The organism is Dietzia sp. Cai40, assembly GCF_014145165.1.
GTDB classification, from domain to species: domain Bacteria; phylum Actinomycetota; class Actinomycetes; order Mycobacteriales; family Mycobacteriaceae; genus Dietzia; species Dietzia natronolimnaea.
The window spans coordinates 1-20,729 of sequence record NZ_JAALEB010000216.1 but is presented as its reverse complement, the minus strand read 5'-3'; the positions used below and the strand labels follow the sequence as shown (position 1 = coordinate 20,729).

Here is a 20,729-nt window from a genome sequence, read left to right as displayed (position 1 = left end):
CCCGGCCACCATCCAGGGTGGCCGGGCCCTGCCACGTCCGCACCCGAGCCCCGGTCAGAAGGTGCCGTGGCTGGGCGGCCGAACCCTGTCCAGGGCCCACCGGCCCAGGTGGTGGAGCTTCCACCTCTCCGGATCATGAAGGGTGTGGGTTCGGGCGTCGCGCCAGTACCGGGACAGGTTGGCCGATCCGGCGGCGGTGCGCGTGCCTCCGAAGTCGAACAGCTCCGAACCCGCCCGACGCGCAGCTCGACCCGCGGCCACCTTCGCGGCGGCCGTGGCCAGGGACGCCTCAGCGACGGCCCCGGCACCGGGCGTGGTCTCGGCGTGGTGGATCCGCTCCCCCGCCACCACGAGTAGTGCCTCCGCCGACCGCACGGCCAGCTCGAGGTCACCGGCCTGGGCGATGAGGAGCGGATCGTCGGCCGCCCGGTCGACGGCGGCCTCGAACCACGGCCTGGCCTTCTCGGCGAGGCCGGCGATCGTGTCGACCGCACCCCGCGCGAGCCCGGTGTCGATCGCCGCGTGCAGCAGTTGCGCGCGGGTCCCGTACGTGCTCGGCCGGGCCAGGAGCCCCGTGTAGTCCAGCACCAGATCCGGATCCACCACCACGTCGTCCAGGTCGACCGTTCCGCTACTGGTGGTGCGTTGACCGAAGGCGTCCCAGTCGGTGCCGATGGTCACCCCTTCCGCGCCCGCCGGAACATAGGCGATGACGCTGCCGCCGTCCGGCCCGAGCGCCCGCACCGCCAGGATGTCCGCGAAGATCGCACCGGTGCAGTAGAACTTGGTGCCCGAGAGCACCAGCCGTCCCGTGCTGCGGCGAAGTGCGGTGGAATCGTCCCGCGTCGTCCTTCCCCCGAGTTCGGTCTGGGCGTTGGCGACCAGGGCACCATGAAGCACACGCTCGGACAATGATCGCCGCAGGACGTCCGAACCCCCGCGCCAAGCGGCGTCGAGGAACGTGAAATGGCTCTGCGGGATCTGTGCGAGGCTCCCGTCGGCGGCGGCGATCGTGGCGGTGACCGCCGCGACGGTGGAGACGGGTAGACCCGGACCCCCGTACTCCGTGGGTACCGTCAGTGCGAACAGGCCTGCGGCTGACAGCGCCTCCACCTGCTCGACGGGCAGCGCCTTCTCGGCATCACGCACGCTCGCACCCGCGGCGACGGCGGGGGCGAGCGCGCGCGCCGTGGCGACGGCGGACTCGCTCGTGATGGCTTCTCTTTCGCTGACGCCGAGCGCCATCAGCTGTAGAGGGTGAAGGCCGGAGCGGTGTGGTTCAGGGTCCAGTCCCCGATCTCTCGCGCCTTGTAGGCCACCGGGTCGTGCACCGTGTGGGTGCGCGGGTTCCGCCAGTGCCGGTCGAAGCCGTAGGTGCTGGACGTGGCCCGTGCTCCCTGGATCTCGAACAGGCGCGAGGCCACCTCGAGCGAGACCTTGGTGGTGACGAACTTGGCTTCCGCGATCGCGATCGCGGTCTCGGCGCGTTGCTCCGCACTGAGGCCCGGGCCGAAGTCCAGGGCCTGCTGCAAGGCGGCACCGGCCCGGTCGGCCAACAGAGCCGCGCCGGTGATCCGTGCCCGTTGCTCACCGATCAGTTCAAGGATGTACGGGTCCTCGGTCGCCGAGTCGAGTCCGGAGGTCTCCCACGGGCTCGCGTTGAGTCTCGTCCAGTCGAGCGCCTCGGTGAACGCACCCTCGGCGGTGCCGATGTAGAAGTTGACGAACGCCAGCTGCCAGTGCGGTGTCACCAGCGTCTGATACGGCGAGAACCCGGGCGGGGAGTCCGGATCGCCCAGGATCTCGTGGCGTTCCACCCGGGCATCACGGAATTCGACTCCTCCGGAGTCGGTCAGCCGTTGGCCGATGGCGTCCCAGTCGCCGTCGGGCTCGAACCCGGGGCGATCGGTGGGCAGGGTGAGGAACACCAGGTCGCCCTGGAACGACGCGGTGACCGAGAGATGGTCGGCCACGCTCGCGCCCGATGCGAATGTCCGGCGCCCGTTCAGCCGGAAGGCGTCGCCGTCACGGGTGAGCTCCAGGCCGTCGGCTCCCCGCGGGTTCTGGACGCCGCCCCAGAACAGCTTCTCCTCCGCGTTGCGTCGTGAGAGTGCCTCGGCCTGCTCGGGCGTACCGAACAGGTGCGGGATCCGCTGTTGGGCGTAGTGGTACCCGATGAGGTGGGCGATGGAGGTGTCGCCGCGTGCGATACGGCGGGTGATCTGCTGAGACTGAGCGAAATCCAGTCCCGAGCCGCCGAACTCGACGGGCTCGCCCACCTGCAGCAGGTCGTGCCGGCGGAGCAGGTCGATCTCGGCGGTGGGCGCGGCGTTCGCGCGGTCACGTTCAGCTGCGGTCACGCCCAGTTCCGCGGCGACCAGATCGGCCCGCCGGAGAGCGTCGTCGAAAGCGGCCTGGTCGCCGGAGGTGCGCTGCCCTGAGTTGATGGTGGATGTCATCGGTGTCGTCCTTCTGTGATCGGGGAATGGGTGGGCTCGGGCTGAGTCGTGTCAGGTGGCGGGGACGAGGACGCCGTTACGGGCGAGTTCGGACTCGAGCCGCCCGCTGGCGAGCAGGTCTGCCTCGAGTTCGCGGACGAGCGGAAGGATGGTGGCACCGAAGTACTCGACGTCGTCGATGCAGTGCAGGAAACCGAGGAGGAAGAGGTTCACACCCCGCGTCTTGTAGGCGACGATCCGCTCGGCGATCTGCTCGGGGGTGCCGATGAGTCCGGTCCGGAAGCCGTCGTTGTACTGCACGAGGTCCGAGAACTCAGAGTCCTGCCACATCCCCTTGCCGTCGCCGGTCGCACTCCCGGCCTGTCTGACGGCGGATCCGAACCCCTCGACCGCCTCGCGGTCGGCCTTGGCGACGATCTCGCGGAGGACATCGCGGGCCTCGACCTCGGAGTCGCGACCGATGAGAAAGCCGTTGAGCCCGAACTTGACGGTGCGACCGTGCAGGGCGGCCTCGGTGGTCACCTCGACCACCTGCTCGGTGAGTCCGTCGAAGTCCTTGCCGTTGCTGAAGTACCAGTCGGAGACCCGGCCGGCCATGGCCCGAGCGGCCGTGGAGTTCCCACCCTGGAAGATCTCGGGATGGGGCCGGCCCGGAACGTCGAGCGGCTTCGGTCTGAGGTCGAAGTCGTGCAGGCGGTAGAAGTCGCCGGTGAACTCCGCGTGGTCGTCGGTCCAGATGGTGCGGAGGTATCTGATGAACTCCTCGGCTCGGCGGTATCGCTCGTCGTGTTCCAGCCACGGCTCACCCAGCTTGGTGAACTCGTCCTTGAACCAGCCGGACACCACGTTGACCGCGGCGCGGCCGTTCGAGAGATGGTCCGCGGTGGCGAGCCATTTCGCCAGGACACCCGGTTGCCACAATCCCGGGTGGACAGCGGCGATGACCTTCAACCGCTCGGTCGCGAGAAGCAGCGCCAACGAGAAACTCGTCGACTCCTGCTGGTACGCGGCTCCGTAGGACGCGATGTACCGGACCTGGGTGAGCGCGTAGTCGAACCCGTTGTTCTCCGCGGCGACCGCCAGACGCCGGTTGTAGTCGTAACTCCAGTCGGTACGCTGCTCGATCGTCGACACGACCAGCCCTCCGCTCACGTTGGGCACCCAGTAGGCGAACTGCAGTGGTGCGGCGGCGGTCTCGAACTGTTGCTCAGGACTGATTTCGGGCATGGCTGATCAGGACTCCTCACGAGTTGGTCGGGGACGAAAGCGAACCGGCTCACCGGGCGATCGAGGTCCTCGCCTCACCGGTGCTGCGGCCGTGCGGTAAGTCTGCGCACTGAGGCCGCCGACGTCGACGATTCGGATCTCGGTGGTGCTATTGGCAGTGGATCGCCGGGATCAGGAGCCGCCCCCCGACAGTGTCGGAGAACCCGGCGTCACGACGCGCGCGCCACGTCTGAATCATCGGGTCCCGCCTGTATCCGACTGAGACAACTCCGAGACCTGAGTCGGGAATACTCAACTACGGCGGTGAGTTGAACCGTGTGCGATCCCGGAGACGCCGGGCGCATCCCGACCAGTCCTGAAGGAGACCATCATGGCCACCACCACCCGTTTCGATCCGTTCCGTGAGCTCGATCGCCTCCTGGGCGAGGGGCTGCGCAGCGCGACCGCCTCCACCTCGCTGCCGATGGACCTGTACAAGGAGGGCGATCGCTTCGTGGGCCTCATCGACCTGCCGGGCGTCGATCCCTCCAGCATCGACATCGACGTGGAGGACCGCACGCTCACCGTCCGTGCCGAACGCCGCGCGCCCGCGGAGGGTGATGCCCAGTGGCTCATGCATGAGCGTCAGTCGGGCACCTTCGCCCGGCAGCTCGCCCTGGGCAAGGGCCTGGCGACCGACAAGATCGAGGCCGACTACAGCGACGGCGTGCTGCGCCTGGTGATCCCCGTGGCCGAGGAGGCCCAGCCGCGCAAGATCTCCGTCTCCCACGGCGCCCGGAAGGCCGAGCAGGCAGAGATCGTCGAGGGTTCCGCCGACCTCGGGAGCTGACCGCGGTTCTCGTGTCCACCTGACCACCGCCCGGCCCCCCACCAGGCCGGGCGGTGGTTCTCATCCGGCTCGCGCACCCCGGCCGCGTCCACGCGCTCACCTGCCGCCGCACGGCGCACCGGGATCACCCACCACCACCAGTACATCCGTCGCCCGGGACAGCCCCACGTACACCCTCTCGCGGACCCGGTCCATGCCGTCGTGGTGGTTGCACACCAGCACCACGGCGCGGCGCTCCAGGCCCTTGAACCCGAGCACGTGGCCGTAGAAGATGTCCTCGCCACTCCAGAACGTCTCCCAGTAGGTGTCATTCCCGCCTTCCTGCAACTCGACCTGCATCGGGTGCCGCGATCCGGTGGTCAACAACGCGACGTCCCGCGGTTCCCAGCCCTCGTCGAGCAGTCGCATGGCCTCGTCGTCGCCGGCCGACACGGGGTCGGCGCCCTCCGGCACCTCGACGTAACGGACCGCGGGCCCCGAGCCGCCGCGCAGCTCCATCCGTTGTCCCACCAGGGGCAGGAAGGCACTGGCGATCTGACGCGTGTTACGCAGATTGTGATCGAGCACCAGCGGCACCAGGTCGACGGGCGGCCGACCGGTCCGCTGGAACACGCTCTGCCCGGCGTCGCCGACGATCATGAGACGGCCGAGCTCACGATCGCGCAGTGCACCGATCACCGGACGCCACCAGCTGTCGGCGAAGTCCTGGGCCTCGTCCACGATCACGGCGTCGAACCTCTTGCCGTCGGGCAGTTCGTCGGCGAGCTCCGCCATGAGGCGCGGGAGCTCCTCCTCCCACCACCGGACCGTCTCCTCGGACCGCACCCGCTCGTCGGGCCCGGCAGGAGCTCCCCACTCGACGCCCAGCGCGTGGAACTCCCCCACGTACGCAGGCCGTTCGCGTCTCGTCCATCCGCTCGTGACGCGTCTGAGGTATCCCGCGAGGCCGTGCGAGTAGCAGATCAACGCGACGCGCTGCCCGGCCCTCGACAGACGCCGCGCCTGCTCGAGTGCGAGGTAGGTCTTGCCGCTGCCCGCGCCACCACGGATCTCCACGCGCGGCAGTGCGTCGACCGCCCGGAGGAGCACCGATTGCTCGCGGGTGAGCGCGTCGGCGATGTCGGCGTTCTCCGCGGCGCGGGCCACCACATCCCGCTGCGGCAGTCCCCGGCCGCCGAGGACGTCCGCGAGGCGGGTGACGGTGTCCGCGGCGAGGAAGGGTCGATCCCTCGGCCCGGAGTTCCGCGCGAGACGGTAGGCGAGGGTGGCGAGCTGGTCGAGTTGATCACGATCGACGATTCGTTCGCGCTGTATGTCGGGACGTGCGAAATCCCCCGGGATCGAAGCGTGGGGGAAGACCAGCATGTGGGTCCAACGCTGGTGCTGCCGCGGCCATCGTGGGTCCGCGTCGACATGACCACGCAGGGCGTAGAGGGCATCTCGACACTGGGTGACGGGATCGATCGTGTGCTGCTTGCCGCCGGTCCCCTGTCGCCACCGGCCGTCCTCGATCGTGATCGATCCCGCCTTGATCTCCATCGCCACGATCCCCGCCCCGGGCATGGCCACGAGGACGTCCACCTCGTGCTCCTTCTCCGCGGTGGAGACGCGCTGCCCCACCACGATCAGGCTGTCGTCGGAGAGTTGATCGCACAGGAGCTCGACGACCTTCTCCTCGGAGGGGTGGCCGTAGACGGGAGTGTCGGGAATGACGCGGGGCATGTTCCAGGAGTACCCGCCCGCGCCTGCGGATCGGGTCGAATCGCCGGGTCCTGCCGACACCGCACCGCGGTGAGACCTTCGCGACACCGTGTCAGCATGATACTGACATGGTGTTAGCATCTTCTCCGTTCCCGATGTCGATGCCGGAAGGCCTCCATGTTTCTCGCCCTACGCGAACTGACCTTCGCGCGATCCCGATTCACCCTGATGGGCTCCGTCGTGGCCCTGATCAGCGTCCTCATGGTTCTCCTCGCCGGGCTGTCCTCGGGACTGGTCAACGACGGCGTCTCCGGCCTGCAGCGCATGCCCGTCCAGGCCGTCGCGTTCGCTCCCGAGACCCGCACCGACTCGGCGTTCACCCGATCCGTGGTTGGGCCCGACCAGGTCGAGGCCTGGGCCGCACGACCCGACGTGTCGGTGGCCACACCGATGGGTCTGTCGATCATCAACGCCAGGACCTCCTCCGGGACCCCGGTGGACCTCACCCTCATCGGCGCGGACCCCGAGGGCCCGCTCGTTCCCGAGGTGGCCGAGGGCCGGGCGCCCGCGTCCGACGGGGAGATCCTCATCAGCGCCACCGCCGCCGATTCCGTCGGCCCGGGCGACACGGTGACGGTCGACCGACTGGGGATCCCCCTCGAGGTCGTCGGCATCGCGGCCGCCCAGCACACCTTCGGCCACGTCGACATGGCCTTCACCACCCTGGCCACGTGGCAGGACGTGCACGCTGGCACCCGCTTCGGCGAGGAGTCGCGCGCCGGCGCCCGTGAGGAGTACAGCGTCGTGGCCCTCGCCGGGGTCGACGGCGAGTTGCCCGACCTGGCCACCGGCGATGCCGCGGCCGACACCTCGGCGCGCACCCTGGAGGAGTCGTTCGACTCCTCGCCCGGATACCAGGCCGAGATGATGACGATGTCGATGATCACCTGGTTCCTGTACGCCATCTCAGCGCTGGTCGTCGGTGCGTTCTTCGCCATCCTCACCGTCCAGCGATCCCGCGAGATCGCTGTCCTGCGCGCCATGGGCGCCTCGACCGTGCGACTCCTGGGCGACGCGATCGGGCAGGCCTTCATCCTGCTGGCGGGGTCCATCGCGGTCGGTGTGGCCATCGGCGTGGGAGTGGGGTCGTTCCTGGTGGGCACCGGCATGCCGTTCGCCCTCGAGACCGGACCCATCGCACTCGGAGCCGCCCTCCTCCTGACTCTGGGACTGGTCGGCGCCACCCTCGCCACCATCCGCATCACCGCCGTCGACCCGCACAGCGCACTGGGAGAGAACCGATGACCACCACCACACACACCGGCGACGCCTCCACCCCGGGCCTTCGCCTGAGCGGTGTCGAATTGACTTTCCGGGACGGCGACCAGACCGTCTACGCGCTGGCCGGTGTCGACGTCGAGGTGGCCCGTGGCGAGGTCCTGGCCGTGGTCGGCCCCTCCGGAGCGGGCAAGTCGAGCCTCCTGGCCGTGGCCGGCGGACTGCTGTCCCCGACCTCAGGCACCGTCGAGGTGGGCGGCCGCGACATCACCGGTCTCGGTCGCCGGGACCTCACCCGGTTCCGGCGCGACCACGTCGGGTTCGTGTTCCAGTCCGGCAACCTTGTGCCCGCTCTCACCGCGCGCGACCAACTCCGGCTCGTGGGAACACTCGGCGGAGACCGGTCCCGGCGTCGCGATCCCGACCACCTGCTCGAGGCCGTCGGTCTGACCCACCGCGCGCGCCGCCGCCCGGCCACCATGTCCGGCGGCGAGCGTCAGCGGGTGGGCATCGCCCGCGCCCTGATGTCCTCGCCGGATCTGCTGCTGGTGGACGAACCCACCGCCGCGCTGGATCGCAGGACCAGCCACGACGTGGTGCGCCTGCTCGCGGAGGAGACCCATCAGAACGGCGTCGCGACGGTTCTGGTCACGCACGACCACGAGATCCTCGAACACTGCGACCGGGTCCTGGAGATGGTCGACGGGCGGCTGCACGCGCACGTGTGACCTGATGGACACGTATGATCGGGCCTCCGCCGAGAAGGTGACGGGAGACCGACATTCCACGTATCGACGCCCCCACCGTGGGCGAACACCGGGACGCCAAGCGTCGGGTCCTGCTCGACGCGGCCCGGTCGATGCTCTCCGAGGCCCCCGGTACCCCTCCCGACATCAACGAGCTGACCGCCCGGGCGGGCATGACACGGTCGAACTTCTACACCTACTTCTCCTCGCGCGCGGAGTTGGTCGTCGCCGTGGCGGAGGACCTCATGCCACGGTGGATCGACACCGTCACGGGAGCAGTTCGTGACGCAGGCGGCGGTCGCCGGGGGGTCGTGGCCTACGTGCACACCACGCTGGATCTGGTCGCCGCCGGTGACCACGCGATCCTCACCGCGCTGGCCGCGCAGCTCCCCGACGGCCCGGCACGCGAGCGGCTGACCCGGATGCACACCGAGATGACCACCCCACTGCGCGAATCGCTCGCCGAGTCCTCCCGCTCCGATCCACAGTTGACCACCGAGCTGGTCATGGCCGTGACGTTCAAGGCCTCCGAACTCATCGAGGGCGGGCGGCCACTGGACGAGGTACTCACCGCGGTGGACGCCCTGATCGATCCGCCCGGGTGAAAGGCGAGGTGGCACGGCGACGGGGTCGTGTCCCACGGTCGCGCGTCACCCCGGCCCGATCGCCCACCCCGTCGTCATCTGCCCGGCGAACACCGGCAGCCGCGCGAGGATCCGGTTCTGCTCGGCCCGCGGCCGGAAGCCCACGTCCAGGTAGCCCGGTGCCTCCGCCGGCCGGTCGCGCACGAGCGACCGGAACGCCGGCACGAGATCCTGCTCGATGTACTCCCAGCGCGGTTCCCTGTCGGCCCAGTTGAACGCGGGCAGCGGGGTGTGCAGCACCGTCGGTCGGCCGTTGACGTCCGCGCGCACCGACAGCGGGCGGAACCCACCCAGGGTGGAGGCCCCGGGGATATCGGGGGAGCCGCCCACCGTGGTGATGTAGGTGAGCACCCGACCGACGTCCCCTCGGCCGGCCGCCGTCGCGTCCCACTGGTCGGCGATGATCTGGTTCTGCTCCCGCGACGCCATCCGCAGCAGCGCCTCCGACCTGCCGTCCGGTGAGCCCTCGTCGAGTCCCCGCCAGGCCTCGAGCGCGTACTCGTCATACGCCCCGCCCGCCGCGAGTTCCCTGACCGCCGGCAACCCCCCTGCCAGGTAGGCCTCGTGCATCGGGACCATGTCCATGAAGATGTTGCGCTGCATGATCAGCAGCCGGTGCAGGTACCAGTCCACGTCCGGTCGCGTGAGCGTCGGACCGGCGGTGGCCAGTAATCCCACGTCGCGCGGCATCCCGGCCGCCAGCTCCCACGGCACTCCACCGAGGGCGTCACCGACCCCGGTCCCCACCTCGTGCACCCCGGGCACGCTGAGCACGCCCCCCACCTCGTCGAGGTCCCAGAACCCGGCGGCGAACGACATCCCGGCCATCCCGGCCATCCCGGTCCACCAGAACCCGTCGTGGGAGTTGTACAGCCGCAGGTAGTTCACGTACACCTTGTCGACCGTCTCCAGGTTCGCCTCCAGCCCCCGGGCCGGCTCCCACTCGTCGAGGTCGATCCCCGCGTTCTGGGCACCGACGACCAGCCAGTACTGGCGGGCCAGGGTCCCGTATCGCTCCGGCGCCACGCCCGCGGCCCGCACCACGTCCAGCGCCGCCCCCAACTCGTCGCGATCGGTGGTCATGGAGGTGGAGAAGCCTCCCGCCGACTCACCGTGCGGGTTGTCGGCCGCGACGTCCAGGTAGACGGCATAGGGTTGCGCGCTGACGTGGGCCGGCAGGTGGACGAACGCCAGGACGGCCACGAGGAATGCGGCGATGACCTCGCCGAAGACGCGTTGGGATCGAGTCGTCACTGGTCCCCCGAACCGCTGGATGTGATTCAGGTCACTCTAAGCCAGTCCGGCCGGGCCCGCGACCGGACACGCGGAGCCGCCCACCCCGATGAGGCGGTTCGGGGTGACAGGGGCAACAATGAACCCCGTCCATCGTCGATCAGCTTTCCAGGTGACAAGGAAGTCCACGTGAGCACCTCCATCGATCAGGCCCCGGCCCGGAGCGCAACCCGAGATCTCGCCCAGATCGCGGTGTTCGCCGCCCTCATCGTCGTCCTCGGTCTCCCCGGTCAGATCAGCATCGGCTCCGCCGGGGTGCCGATCACGCTGCAGACGCTCGGCGTCATGCTCGCCGGCGCCCTTCTGGGCTGGCGCAAGGGACTGCTGTCGGTCCTCGCGGTGATCGTGATCGGTCTCGCGCTGCCCGTCCTCGCCGGCGGTCGCACCACACTCACCGCGCTGGCCAGTCCCACCGCGGGTTTCCTCATCGGCTGGCTCCCGGCCGTCGTCGTGATCGGCCTGCTCACCGCGATGCTGATGCCGCGGTACCGGCTGATCCCCGGGCTGCTCATCAACATCCTCGGCGGCATCGTGGTCATCTACGCCTTCGGCGTGGTGGGCATGCTGATCCGCACCGAGCTGACGTTGACGGCCGCGATCGCGGCGAACGGCGTCTTCCTCCCCGGCGACCTCGTCAAGGCGGTCATCACGGCGGTCGTCGCCGTGCAGGTCCACAAGTCGCGGCCCGGTCTGATCGCCCCGCTGCGTGGGCGTCGTCCGACCCCCGCGTGACCGACCCCCGCGTGGCCGACGACCGAGGCACCGAGATCCGCTTCGACGGCGTCAACCACGCCTACGGTGACCGGACCGTCCTCGCCGACATCGATCTCGTGCTGTCCGAGCGGCGAATCGGGATCGTCGGCGTCAACGGCGGGGGCAAGTCGACGCTCGCGCGGATGATCAACGGGCTGGTCGTCCCCACCTCGGGCACGGTGACCGTCGACGGCCTCGACACGCGCCGCAAGGGCGCGCAGGTGCGCCGCCGGGTCGGCTTCTGCTTCACCGACCCCGACACCCAGATCGTCATGCCCACCGTGGCGGAGGACGTCGAGTTCTCCCTGCGCCGATCGGGCCTGAACCGCGAGGATCGACGACGACGGGTCGACCAGGTGCTCGCCACCTACAACCTCTCCGATCACGCCGATCACCCCTGCCACCTCCTGTCCGGCGGGCAGAAGCAACTACTCGCCCTGGCGGCGGTGCTGGTGATCGAGCCCTCGGTGATCGTGGCCGACGAACCCACCACCCTGCTCGACCTCCGCAACCGCGCGCTGGTGGCCGAGACTTTCGCCGGACTCCCCCAGCAGCTCGTGGTGGTGACCCACGACCTGGACCTGGTGGCCGACTTCGACCGCGTGCTGGTGGTGGACGGCGGCCGGGTGGTGATCGACGACGCCCCCGCGGCCGCGCTGTCGGGGTACCGCCGGATCGCGCTGCGTCCGGGCTCGGGTACCGGATCGGGATCGGGATCGGGATCGGATACCGCTTCGGGGCCGGGGGTCTAGGTGTTCGCCACCTACCAACCCGGGCACTCGCTGCTCCACCGCCTGCCGGCGGGCCTGAAGATCCTCCTGGTCTGCGCGCTGATCCTCGCGGTGTCGCTGTCGGTGCGGGACGCCTGGCACGTGCTGCCCGCGCTGGGGTTCGCCGCGGCGCTCTATGCGATCGGGCGCATCCGGCCGCGCGCCGCCTGGGACCAGGTGCGTCCGGTGCTGCCGATGTTGCTCGCGATCCTGGTGTTGCAGTGGATCGTCGCCGACCTCGACACCGCTCTGCGCGTGAGCGGTGCGCTTCTGGTGGCGGTGGCGGTGGCGGGCCTCGTCGCGCTGACCACCAGGGTCTCGGACATGCTCGACGCGGTCACCCGGGCCGCCCAGCCACTGCGCCGCGTCGGGGTCTCGCCGGATCGGGTGGCGCTCGTACTGGTCCTGACGATCCGGGCGATCCCCCTGCTCGCCCGGCAGCTCCGGCAGGTGACCGAGGCCCGCAAGGCGCGCGGTCTGGGCATGTCGATCAGGGCGCTGGTCGTACCCACCGTCCTCGGGGCGCTCACCACGGCCGACCAGCTCGGCGACGCGTTGGCGGCCCGCGGCGTCGACGACTGAGCGCCCCGGCGGGGCGAACTCCGGGGCCGAGCCCACCCTCCTCGGCGAGTGGTCGCAAATACGCCGAGCGGGAGAATTCGCCCTGGGCAAACGCGATCGAAATCGACCACTCGCTGCCGCTGGCGTCGTACCCACATGCCACCATGAACGCCATGTCCGCGCTGGCCCGCTTCTTTGCCCTCACCCGGCTGAACGCGGAGTCTCCGACCCTCGCGCTGCTGCGCAGCCCGCTTTGGCCGCTGATTGTGGCGGTTCTGAGGGAGATGTTCGAGGGCTCCTCCCGCCGGGTACCGTCAGCGGAGCTCTACGAGTTCCTCGACAGGACGTTGCTGGCGGTGCGCGACTCCGGTGCGGATCTTCCCGGGACCGCACAGTCCTACGTGCGGGCGTGGGTGGACGCCGGCTGGATGCTCAGGCGTCCAGGAACCGCCGCGACCGGCGAGACGGTAGAGCCCACACAGTCAGCCCTGGTGGCCGTGGACTTCCTCGACGGTCTGCAGACCCCGCGTCGCGGACTCACCGTCTCACGGGTCGAGACTCTGACCCGCCAGCTCGAGGACCTCGCCCGGGACACCGATCCATCGATCCAGGGCCGACTCGCGTCCCTCACCCGGGAGCGGGAGCGGATCGATGCCGCGATCGCGCGCGTCGAGGCGGGCGAGGTCGAACTCGCGGATCCCGAGCAGGTCCGGGAGAAGGTGGCCGAGATCCTGCACGGCGCGGACGACATCCCCGCCGACTTCGCACGGGTCCGCGCTGAGTTCGACTCGCTCAACCAGGATCTTCGTCGTCGTCTCCTGGACCAGGACGGTGCCCGCGGCGACGTGCTCGACGCGGTCTTCGGGGGTGTCGATCTCATCGGTGACTCGGAGGCGGGTCGGAGTTTCTCGTCGTTCTACTCGGTACTCCTCGACCCCGAGCGCTCCGCCTCGGTCGACGCGTGGATCAACGACATCCTGAGCCGACCGCAGGTGGCGGACCTCCCGCCGGCCGCGCGCCGCGAACTGCGCGCACTGTTCGAGGAGATGGAATCGGCGGGCGCCGAGGTCAACGGTGTCCTCACGTCCCTCTCGCGGAGCCTGCGGCACTTCGTCGCGACCGATGCCTACGTCGAACACCGTCAGATGATCGCCCTGATCCGGTCGGCCCGGTCCGCCGCGGCCGAGGCCAGCAGGACGAACGCTGCCCGACCGACCACGTCGATGTCCGTCCCGCTCCGCCGGATCGGCATGTCCGTCCGATCGGTGAGCGCCCTGCGCCTGAGGAACCCCGGGGAGGAACGCGTGGCGGCGGAGGTCTCCCACCACGACACGGGCACCGCCGACCTCTCCGCACTCACCGCGCTCGTGCGCGCCTCGGAGATCGACGAGGTCGAACTACGCGCCCATGTCGACGACGTGGTGAGCCGACTCGGACCGTCGTCCATCGGCACCGTCCTGCGCGAACACCCCGCCACCCAGGGCGTGGCCAGTGTGGTGGGCCTGCTCAACCTGGCCATCAGGGGCCACGTGCAGGCCCCACCGGACGCCCCGGACGCGACGGAGACCGTCACGTGGACAGGCGCGGCCGGTTCCGAGCACACCGCCCGGATCCCTACGCTGGTGTTCACCGCCGACCGATCGAACGAGGAGAACACGTGACGGCTCCCCCGGGAGACGGTGCCCCGCCCACCGCCGCCTCGACTGATGCCCCGGCCGACGACCGCGACGCGTTGTGGCCCGGTGACACCGGGACGCTGTCCTTCGCGTCCCGACGCGCGCTCGCCCGCCTGCTCACGGGTCCACTGGTGCAGGCGCATCGCCAGCCGGAGATCTGGGCAGCGGTCGTGTCCGACGAGCCCGCTCTCCGCTCCAGGCTCGCGGACGTGTTCCTCGATCTTGTCCTGGACCACGACGCCGGGATCGCGTTCACGCGCCAGGTCGACACCTCCGGCCACGTCGAAGTACCCGCTGTCCTCCGAACCGAGACCCTCTCCCATATGGACACCGTCCTACTCCTGCACCTGCGGTCGGAGTTGTCAGTGGCCCAGCCCGGCGAGCGGGTGATCGTCGACCGCACCGACGTCGCCGAACAGATCGACGTCTATCGCCGGGTGATCGACTCCGACCGGGCCCGCTACACCCGCAAGTTCGACGCCTCGTGGAACCGGCTCAAGACGTACTCGCTGCTCACCGAGACCGAGACCGAGGGACGTGCCGAGGTGTCTCCGGTCCTCCGGCACCTCTTCGATGCCGACGTGGTGGCGGGTATCCGCGACGAGTACCGGGGGTTGATCGCCGCGCACGGCGATGCCTCAGACGAGGGTGCCTCCCTGTTCGACGACGACGAGGCGGACGACGATGCCGGATGACCTGAAGTTGCCCGGTATGCCAAAGCACCCCGGGCAGAGGCGGCTCTCGCGAATCCAGGTGTGCAACTGGGGCACGCTCGACGGGTATCACGACGTCGCGGTCCCCAGGAAGGGCTTCCTGGTCACCGGCGGTTCCGGCTCCGGCAAGTCGACCCTGATAGACGCGGTCTCCGCCGTACTCGTCCCGCCCGCTCACCTCCGGTTCAATGCGGCGGCCCAGGAAGAGGCCGGCCGGGGCTCCGGGCGCACGCTCGTCTCGTATCTCCGCGGCGCGTGGCGCCGAGGGGCCGACGGCGAGACGGGCGACCTCGCCTCCGTCTACCTTCGCCCCAAGGCCACGTTCTCGGCCATCGCGCTCACCTACTCGAACGGGACGGGGAGCAGTGTGACGCTGCTGCTCCTGCTCTACGCCCGTTCGGGCGACAACTCCGCGACCGGGATCAAGCGCCTCCACGGCGTCGCCGAGCACCCCTCCGACTCCCCCCTTGATCTGACGGAGATGTTCGGTCACCTGCGCAACGGGATCGACAAGCGAGCGCTCAAGCGCGAGTTCCCGGACATCAGGTTCCACGACAGCTATTCGGCCTTCGCCGCGGCGTTCCGGCGCCGGCTGGGCATCGCGTCGGAGGCCGCGCAGTTGCTCCTCCACCGGACTCTGTCCGCCAAATCCCTGTCCAGCCTCGATCAGCTCTTCCGGGACTTCATGCTCGACGAGCCGGACACGTTCGCCGTGGCCGACCGGGCTGTCGAGCAGTTCGCCGAACTGCGGGAAGCGCACCGGTCGGTGGTCGACGTCCGTAGACAGATCTCTCACCTCGAACCGCTCGCGGACCTGAGTGCCTCCCGGATCCAGGTGCTGGGGAGGGCCGAGGAACTCGACGCCGAGAGCTCGGCCTTCCCGGCCGTGCAGGTGGCCGTCACCACCGCGCTGGTCGAGGAGGAGCTGTCGACCGCGCGCGGAGCCCTCGTCGCCGCCGAGGCCGCCGTCGCCACTGCCCGTGATCAGCTCGACTCAGCCAGAACGACCAGCGACGACCTCCGCTCCCGGTTGCGGGGCAGTGCGGGCGCCGGGCGCGACGAGCTCGCGCGGGAGCTGGGCCGCGCGCTCGACCACGCAACGTCGGTGACCTCCCGTCGCGAACGGGCGGCCACGGAGCTCGAGCGACTCGGCGGCACACTTCCGGCCACCGCCGAGGACTTCGCCGTCCTCCTCGCCAGGCTCGACCGGGACGACGCGGACCAGGAAGCCGAGCGAGCGCGTGATCGGAAGAAGCTCCGCGAGGTCGCCGGGGACCTCAACGAGGAGTCGAGCACCCTCGCCCGTGTGACGGCCGACCTCCAGGCGCTGCTCCGTCACCGCTCGAACATTGATTCGCGCCTCTTGGCAGCGCGGGACCTGGTCTGTCGTGCGGCTGGGGCCAATCCCCGCGAACTCCCGTTCGCGGGCGAGTTGCTCGATGTGTCCTCCGAGCATGCGAGGTGGCGGCCGGCAGCCGAACGGGTGCTCTCCGGCTTCGCGCGGACGATGCTCGTCCCCGACCATCTCCGCGCCGCGGTCACGCGCGCGGTCAACGACACGCATCTGGGCATTCGGCTGGTCTACGAGGTCGTCGACACCACCGATGACTCGCCTGCCAAGAGGACCGGCCCGGACAGCCTGGTCCGAAAGATGGAGCCCGCCCCCGGTCCGTTCCAGCAGTGGATGCGTCGTCGACTCGCGAGCGAGTTCGACCTGACCTGCGTCGAGTCCTCCGACGAATTGGGCGCCCTGGAGCGGGCGGTCACCCTGCACGGCCTCATCAAGCGTGGTCGGAGGTTCGAGAAGGACGACCGACGCAGCATCGACGATCCGGCGGTCTTCCAGCTGGGTGGTCTCAACGACGCCAAGGTGGAGGCGCTCACCGCTCGGCGCGATCAGATCCAGTCCCGGATCGACTCCGCGGAGTGCCGGTGGGCGGCGCTGGAGAACCTCGACGCCGATCGACGCTCCCGGCAGCAGGCGGGAGCTGCGCTCCGCGGACTGCGGTGGGAGGAGATCGACTCGACCACCGCCCAACGACGGGCCGACGACGCCCGAGAGCGGCTCGACCGGTGGCGCGAGGCGCACCCGGAGGTTGCCGAGATGGAGCGGGAACTACGTGATGCCGAGGAGTTCCAGTCGCGGGCGCAATCGACATACGATGCGGCCACCGGTGACCGAGCAGTCGCGGCGAACCACGTCGCCGGGCTGCAGGCACGCCTCGCGCAATTGGCCGAGCGTAGTGCCTCCGAAGAGTCCCACGGTGCTGCCGATCCCGACGCCGCCGACCGGATCCGCGCGCGCCTGTCCGCCGCCACACGCAGGCTGACGGCCGACAACGTGCAGGACGTGTGTCAGCGGGCCGAACGCGCGATCGCGGTGGAGCAGTCGGCCACCGCCACCGAGCGCGACCGCATCCACCGGCGCATCACGGCGATCCTCACCTCATATCTCGAGATCTGGCCCACGATGAAGGCCGACCTCAAGTCGGACCCGGAGTTCGTCGGTGAGGCGGTGGAGGTGCTCGTCCGCCTGCGGCGGGACAGGTTAGCCGATTTCGAGGAACGCTTCCTCGGCCTCATCGGCGAGATGCAGACCCGCAACCTGGGCGAGCTCGCCCGCCGCATCCGCCGGGCCCGGTCGGAGATCGAAGCCAAGATCCGACCCGTCAACGAGTCCCTTCATCGATCGGAATTCCAGTCGGGACGCTGGTTGCAGATCGAGGTGCGGGACCGGCGCTCGGAGACCGTCACCGACTTCCTCGGTGACCTGGAAACGGCCCTGACCGGCGCACTCGACAGCCGCACCGTGGACGCCGCGGAGGCGGGTTTCGCCGTGATGTCACGTCTGCTCGACAAGCTCGGGTCGGCGGACGCCGGCGACCGTCGCTGGCGGCAGACGGTGCTGGACACCCGCAAGCACGTGGGGTTCATCGGCATCGAGATCGACGCCGACGGCGCCCCGACCAACTACCACGATTCCTCGTCCGGGCTGTCCGGCGGACAGGCGCAGAAGCTGGTGTTCTTCTGCCTCGCCGCGGCGCTGCGCTTCCAGCTGGCCGACATCGACGCCGACGTCCCCGGCTACGGGACGGTCGTTCTGGACGAGGCGTTCGACCGCGCCGATCCCGAGTACACGCGTCGGGCGATGGACGTGTTCACCGACTTCGGTTTCCACATGGTCCTGGCCACCCCGCTCAAGCTCCTGCAGACCCTCGAGCCGTACATCGGCGGACTCGTGGTGGTGGGCAACGACGACGGCAGCCACTCCCGGATCGAGCGCGTCACCTGGGACGAGGCCTGATGGTGGCTACCCGCTCGGAGCCGCGCGACCCAGACCAACTGACGGCCGCGTGTGCCACCCGGTTCGCCCGGGTCCACCGTCGGTGGCTCGCCGACCCCTTCGGCGGGGACGCCGAGGTCGTCCGGTTCAGCACGGCGCCGCCGACCGCCGCGAACGCAGCCGAAGACCCCAGTGGGACAGCGGCGTGGATCAGGCGATGGCGCGAGTTCGAGAGCACCCATGGAGGACCCGATGTCCGGCTGACCTGGGCGGACCGCCGCCTGCCCGGGTTCGGGGTCGTACCGCTCCCGCAACGCGTTGAAGTGGTCGGCGCCGACACCATCGCCCACATCGCGGACCGGGCGTCGCGGTGGGCTCGGCTGCTGAACCGCACGCTCCGGATCATCGACCTCGGGCCCGATCACTCCATGCTGCGCCGCGCCGCCGCAGAGACCTCGGCCACCTGGGAGGACTGGGAGGAGGGCGCGTTCGACCAGCTCCTGGCAGTGTGCCGCTGGGCACTCGCGAACCCCACCGCCGGGCGTCGCGCCCGCGAGATCGCGGTGCCGGGGGTCGACACCAAGTGGATCGAGAACCGAACCCGGGTGGTCGAGGCTGTGCTCGACGCCGCTCGGGCCGGCGTCGACGACGCGGTCCGCGGGACGGCCACCGGGCTGGGATTGCTGGGCCCGGACGTCCGCATCCGCATGCGGGTGCTTGACCCGGACATCGCGTTCCCGTTGCGTGACGTCGAGAGCCCGGTCGATCAGCTCGCCACACTGTGGCGTACCTCGGGGGGACCGCCTCACCTCGTCGTCGTCGAGAACCTCACCACCTTCCTCGCCCTGCCGGACCTCCCCGAGACCGTCGCGTTGTTCGGCCGGGGGTTCGCGGTCGACGCCGTCGCCGCCCTGCCCTGGGCACTCCGCGCTCACATCGCGTACTGGGGCGACCTCGACTCGCACGGCTTCGCGATCCTCGACCGTCTACGCCATCACGCCCCGCACGCCGTGAGCGTTCTCATGGACACCGAGACCCTGGACGCATGGCGCGAGTATGCGGTGCCCGACCCCTCGCCGACCCGGGCCGCGCCATCGCGCCTCACACCGGATGAGCTCGACGCGCTCGAGGCGCTGACGACCGGCGGGGACCTCCGGCTCGAGCAGGAGCGCATCCCCTGGGACTGGGCGCTCCCGCGCCTCCACGCAGTGTGGAGCTGAGCCCGGACACCGTCGGCCAGGTCCCCTGGGGTCGTCAGGGCAGTCCGCGGACCCACCACTCGATCACCATCTTCTGAACGCTTCACGCGACGAGGTGAGTTGCGGTGATCGGGTCGCGTCGCCCGCAGGGTCGATGACTGGATCAATCGGCGCGCCTAACTCCGGGGCCGAGTCCACCCTTTTCGGCGAGTGGTCGCAAGTACGCCGAGCGGGAGAATTCGCCCTGCGCAAACGCGATCGGAATCGACCACTCGGCGGGGCGGGGTCGGCGGGGCGCGGTCGGCGCGGCGGTGCGGACGAGGCGCGGTCGGTCGAGCACTGCACGTAGCGCCGCTGTGTGAGACGCGGCGCTGAGTATCGTTGGGATCATGCCCCGCACCCATCGGAGAACCGCCCGCGGCACCTCCGCCCACGCCCCAGTCGACCGTCGCCCGGAGGCTTCCGCGGAGGTGGCCGTGCGCTCGTCCCCCGTCGCGGGTCTTCTCGGTTCGGTCTTCGGGGTCGCGGCGGCGGTGACGCGCCTGGCACGACCCAAGGCCCTGCACCCCAAGGGCATCGTCGCCCAGGCGACCCTGAGCGTGACCGGGGTCGGCCGAACCGGTTCACCGCTCCTGGACATCACGGGCAGGTGGCCGGCGACGATCCGTTTCTCGCGCGCCGTGGGTCTGCCGGACGTCGTCCCCGACATCGGCGGGATGGCCATCCGCATCCACGCCGACCGCCCCGTCGACATCCTGCTCGCGAGCACGGGCCTGGGTCCGATCAGTCGTTACGTACTGACCACGGGATGGCGCACGACCGGCCGCACCATGACCTCGATGTTCCCCGTCAGGGTCGCCGGGCGGCAGCTGTTGTTGGCCGCCATCCCGACAGGCGACGGCGGCACGTGGACCCTCCAGCACGCCACTCCGCTGGGCAGATGGGAGACCCTCGGGCGTGTGACGGTGGACACCTGGGAGGACGACGACGAGAACCTGCACTTCGATCCGGTGGGGAACCGCCTGCCCGGATCGCGGTATCCGCGTCTGCTCGGCGCGTTGCGGGATCCGTCGTACCCGGCGCCCGACGAGGGCCCGGAGACGACCTGATCCGCCCGAGCGCTCAGGATTCGGCCGCACCCCTGCGCCAGTAGCCCATGAACGACACGGCCCCCTTGGGGATCCCGGCGCCGTCCACGGCGAGGCGGCGCATCGCGCGGACCAGCCCAGCCTCCCCGGCCAGGAACACATACGGGTCCCCGGCGGAGACGGTGGTGGCCGTCTGCCATTCCCGCTCGGCGGGACGGCGCCCGTCGAGGACCGACTCGACGCATCCCTGACCCACGCCCAACACTCCGCCGAGGTGATGGACGAGCGCGTGTCCCCGCTCACCGGACCGCGAGAGCAGGGTGACGGTCTCCGGCGCCTCGGCCGACAGCGCGCGCACGTCGGCCGGTGTCGGCAACTCCAGGACGATCCGGACCTCTCTCGTCCCCCGTGGCTCCGCGGCCAGCTCCCCGGCGATGGACAGCAGGGCCGGCGCCGCGGTCTCGTCACCCGCGCACACCACCCGGCCGGCGGCTCCGGGAGCCCACGCC

General features: G+C 70.2%; 18 protein-coding genes. 12 read left to right on the top strand and 6 right to left on the bottom strand.

The window, feature by feature from the left end:
- Positions 1-54: 54 nt before the first annotated feature.
- Genes G6022_RS09105 through sfnG form a run of 3 tightly spaced genes read right to left on the bottom strand, consistent with a single transcriptional unit; the run spans position 55 to position 3,686 of the window.
- The gene (locus G6022_RS09105) at positions 55-1,245 is read right to left on the bottom strand and encodes an acyl-CoA dehydrogenase family protein (protein ID WP_182691416.1); all 1,191 of its coding nucleotides are present in this window, start codon (positions 1,243-1,245) and stop codon (positions 55-57) included.
- On the bottom strand, positions 1,245-2,459 hold the full coding sequence (locus G6022_RS09100) for an acyl-CoA dehydrogenase family protein (RefSeq protein WP_182615436.1): 1,215 nt from the start codon (positions 2,457-2,459) through the stop codon (positions 1,245-1,247). Before G6022_RS09100 ends, G6022_RS09105 begins: the two co-directional genes overlap by 1 nt.
- A gap of 51 nt (positions 2,460-2,510) precedes the next feature.
- Positions 2,511-3,686 carry a dimethylsulfone monooxygenase SfnG gene (gene sfnG, locus G6022_RS09095; RefSeq protein ID WP_179525123.1) on the bottom strand — a complete coding sequence of 392 codons (1,176 nt, stop codon included), beginning with the start codon at positions 3,684-3,686 and terminating at the stop codon, positions 2,511-2,513.
- Positions 3,687-4,056: 370 nt separating this feature from the next.
- Here sfnG and G6022_RS09090 point away from each other — a divergent pair, with 370 nt between their 5' ends.
- Positions 4,057-4,515 (top strand): Hsp20/alpha crystallin family protein, encoded by a 459-nt coding sequence (locus G6022_RS09090; protein ID WP_107756271.1) that lies wholly within the window; start codon positions 4,057-4,059, stop codon positions 4,513-4,515.
- Positions 4,516-4,611: 96 nt separating this feature from the next.
- Here G6022_RS09090 and G6022_RS09085 read toward each other — a convergent pair whose 3' ends face one another.
- Entirely contained in the window at positions 4,612-6,237 is a 1,626-nt protein-coding gene (locus tag G6022_RS09085) for an ATP-binding domain-containing protein (RefSeq protein WP_182615434.1), read from the bottom strand.
- 156 nt (positions 6,238-6,393) lie between these two features.
- Between G6022_RS09085 and G6022_RS09080 the strand changes: the two genes are divergently transcribed.
- The 3 genes from G6022_RS09080 (at position 6,394) to G6022_RS09070 (ending at position 8,845) form a co-directional block, all read left to right on the top strand.
- Positions 6,394-7,521, top strand: a complete 1,128-nt coding sequence (locus G6022_RS09080; RefSeq protein ID WP_179525121.1) for an ABC transporter permease — start codon at positions 6,394-6,396, stop codon at positions 7,519-7,521.
- The gene (locus G6022_RS09075) at positions 7,518-8,222 is read left to right on the top strand and encodes an ABC transporter ATP-binding protein (protein ID WP_179525120.1); all 705 of its coding nucleotides are present in this window, start codon (positions 7,518-7,520) and stop codon (positions 8,220-8,222) included. The genes G6022_RS09080 and G6022_RS09075 overlap by 4 nt, the downstream gene beginning before the upstream one ends.
- Positions 8,223-8,299: 77 nt before the next feature.
- Positions 8,300-8,845: a TetR/AcrR family transcriptional regulator gene (locus tag G6022_RS09070; protein ID WP_179525119.1), complete on the top strand. Its 546-nt coding sequence runs from the start codon at positions 8,300-8,302 to the stop codon at positions 8,843-8,845.
- A 45-nt stretch (positions 8,846-8,890) separates the two neighbouring features.
- On the opposite strand, the gene G6022_RS09065 is transcribed toward G6022_RS09070, so the two are convergent.
- Positions 8,891-10,138, bottom strand: a complete 1,248-nt coding sequence (locus tag G6022_RS09065; protein ID WP_182615433.1) for a hypothetical protein — start codon at positions 10,136-10,138, stop codon at positions 8,891-8,893.
- Positions 10,139-10,306: 168 nt separating this feature from the next.
- Between G6022_RS09065 and G6022_RS09060 the strand changes: the two genes are divergently transcribed.
- From G6022_RS09060 to G6022_RS09025, 8 genes are all read left to right on the top strand, one after another.
- The gene (locus G6022_RS09060) at positions 10,307-10,909 is read left to right on the top strand and encodes a biotin transporter BioY (protein ID WP_182615431.1); all 603 of its coding nucleotides are present in this window, start codon (positions 10,307-10,309) and stop codon (positions 10,907-10,909) included.
- Entirely contained in the window at positions 10,906-11,682 is a 777-nt protein-coding gene (locus G6022_RS09055; RefSeq protein ID WP_347237796.1) for an ABC transporter ATP-binding protein, read from the top strand. Before G6022_RS09060 ends, G6022_RS09055 begins: the two co-directional genes overlap by 4 nt.
- On the top strand, positions 11,683-12,282 hold the full coding sequence (locus G6022_RS09050) for an energy-coupling factor transporter transmembrane protein EcfT (protein WP_182615429.1): 600 nt from the start codon (positions 11,683-11,685) through the stop codon (positions 12,280-12,282).
- A 143-nt stretch (positions 12,283-12,425) separates the two neighbouring features.
- Entirely contained in the window at positions 12,426-13,922 is a 1,497-nt protein-coding gene (locus tag G6022_RS09045; RefSeq protein ID WP_182615427.1) for a DUF3375 domain-containing protein, read from the top strand.
- Positions 13,919-14,632: a DUF4194 domain-containing protein gene (locus G6022_RS09040; RefSeq protein WP_338404171.1), complete on the top strand. Its 714-nt coding sequence runs from the start codon at positions 13,919-13,921 to the stop codon at positions 14,630-14,632. Before G6022_RS09045 ends, G6022_RS09040 begins: the two co-directional genes overlap by 4 nt.
- Before the next feature lie 16 nt (positions 14,633-14,648).
- Complete coding sequence (locus G6022_RS09035; protein ID WP_182615425.1) at positions 14,649-17,954, top strand: ATP-binding protein; 3,306 nt, start codon at positions 14,649-14,651, stop codon at positions 17,952-17,954.
- On the top strand, positions 17,954-19,153 hold the full coding sequence (locus G6022_RS09030; RefSeq protein ID WP_182638906.1) for a Wadjet anti-phage system protein JetD domain-containing protein: 1,200 nt from the start codon (positions 17,954-17,956) through the stop codon (positions 19,151-19,153). Before G6022_RS09035 ends, G6022_RS09030 begins: the two co-directional genes overlap by 1 nt.
- 368 nt (positions 19,154-19,521) lie before the next feature.
- Positions 19,522-20,241 carry a phosphodiesterase gene (locus tag G6022_RS09025; RefSeq protein ID WP_187700890.1) on the top strand — a complete coding sequence of 240 codons (720 nt, stop codon included), beginning with the start codon at positions 19,522-19,524 and terminating at the stop codon, positions 20,239-20,241.
- Between the two features lie 13 nt (positions 20,242-20,254).
- Here the strand turns inward: G6022_RS09025 and G6022_RS09020 are convergent.
- Positions 20,255-20,729, bottom strand: a 475-nt coding sequence (locus G6022_RS09020; RefSeq protein WP_182658506.1) for an SIP domain-containing protein, incomplete at its 5' end; no start/stop codon positions are given.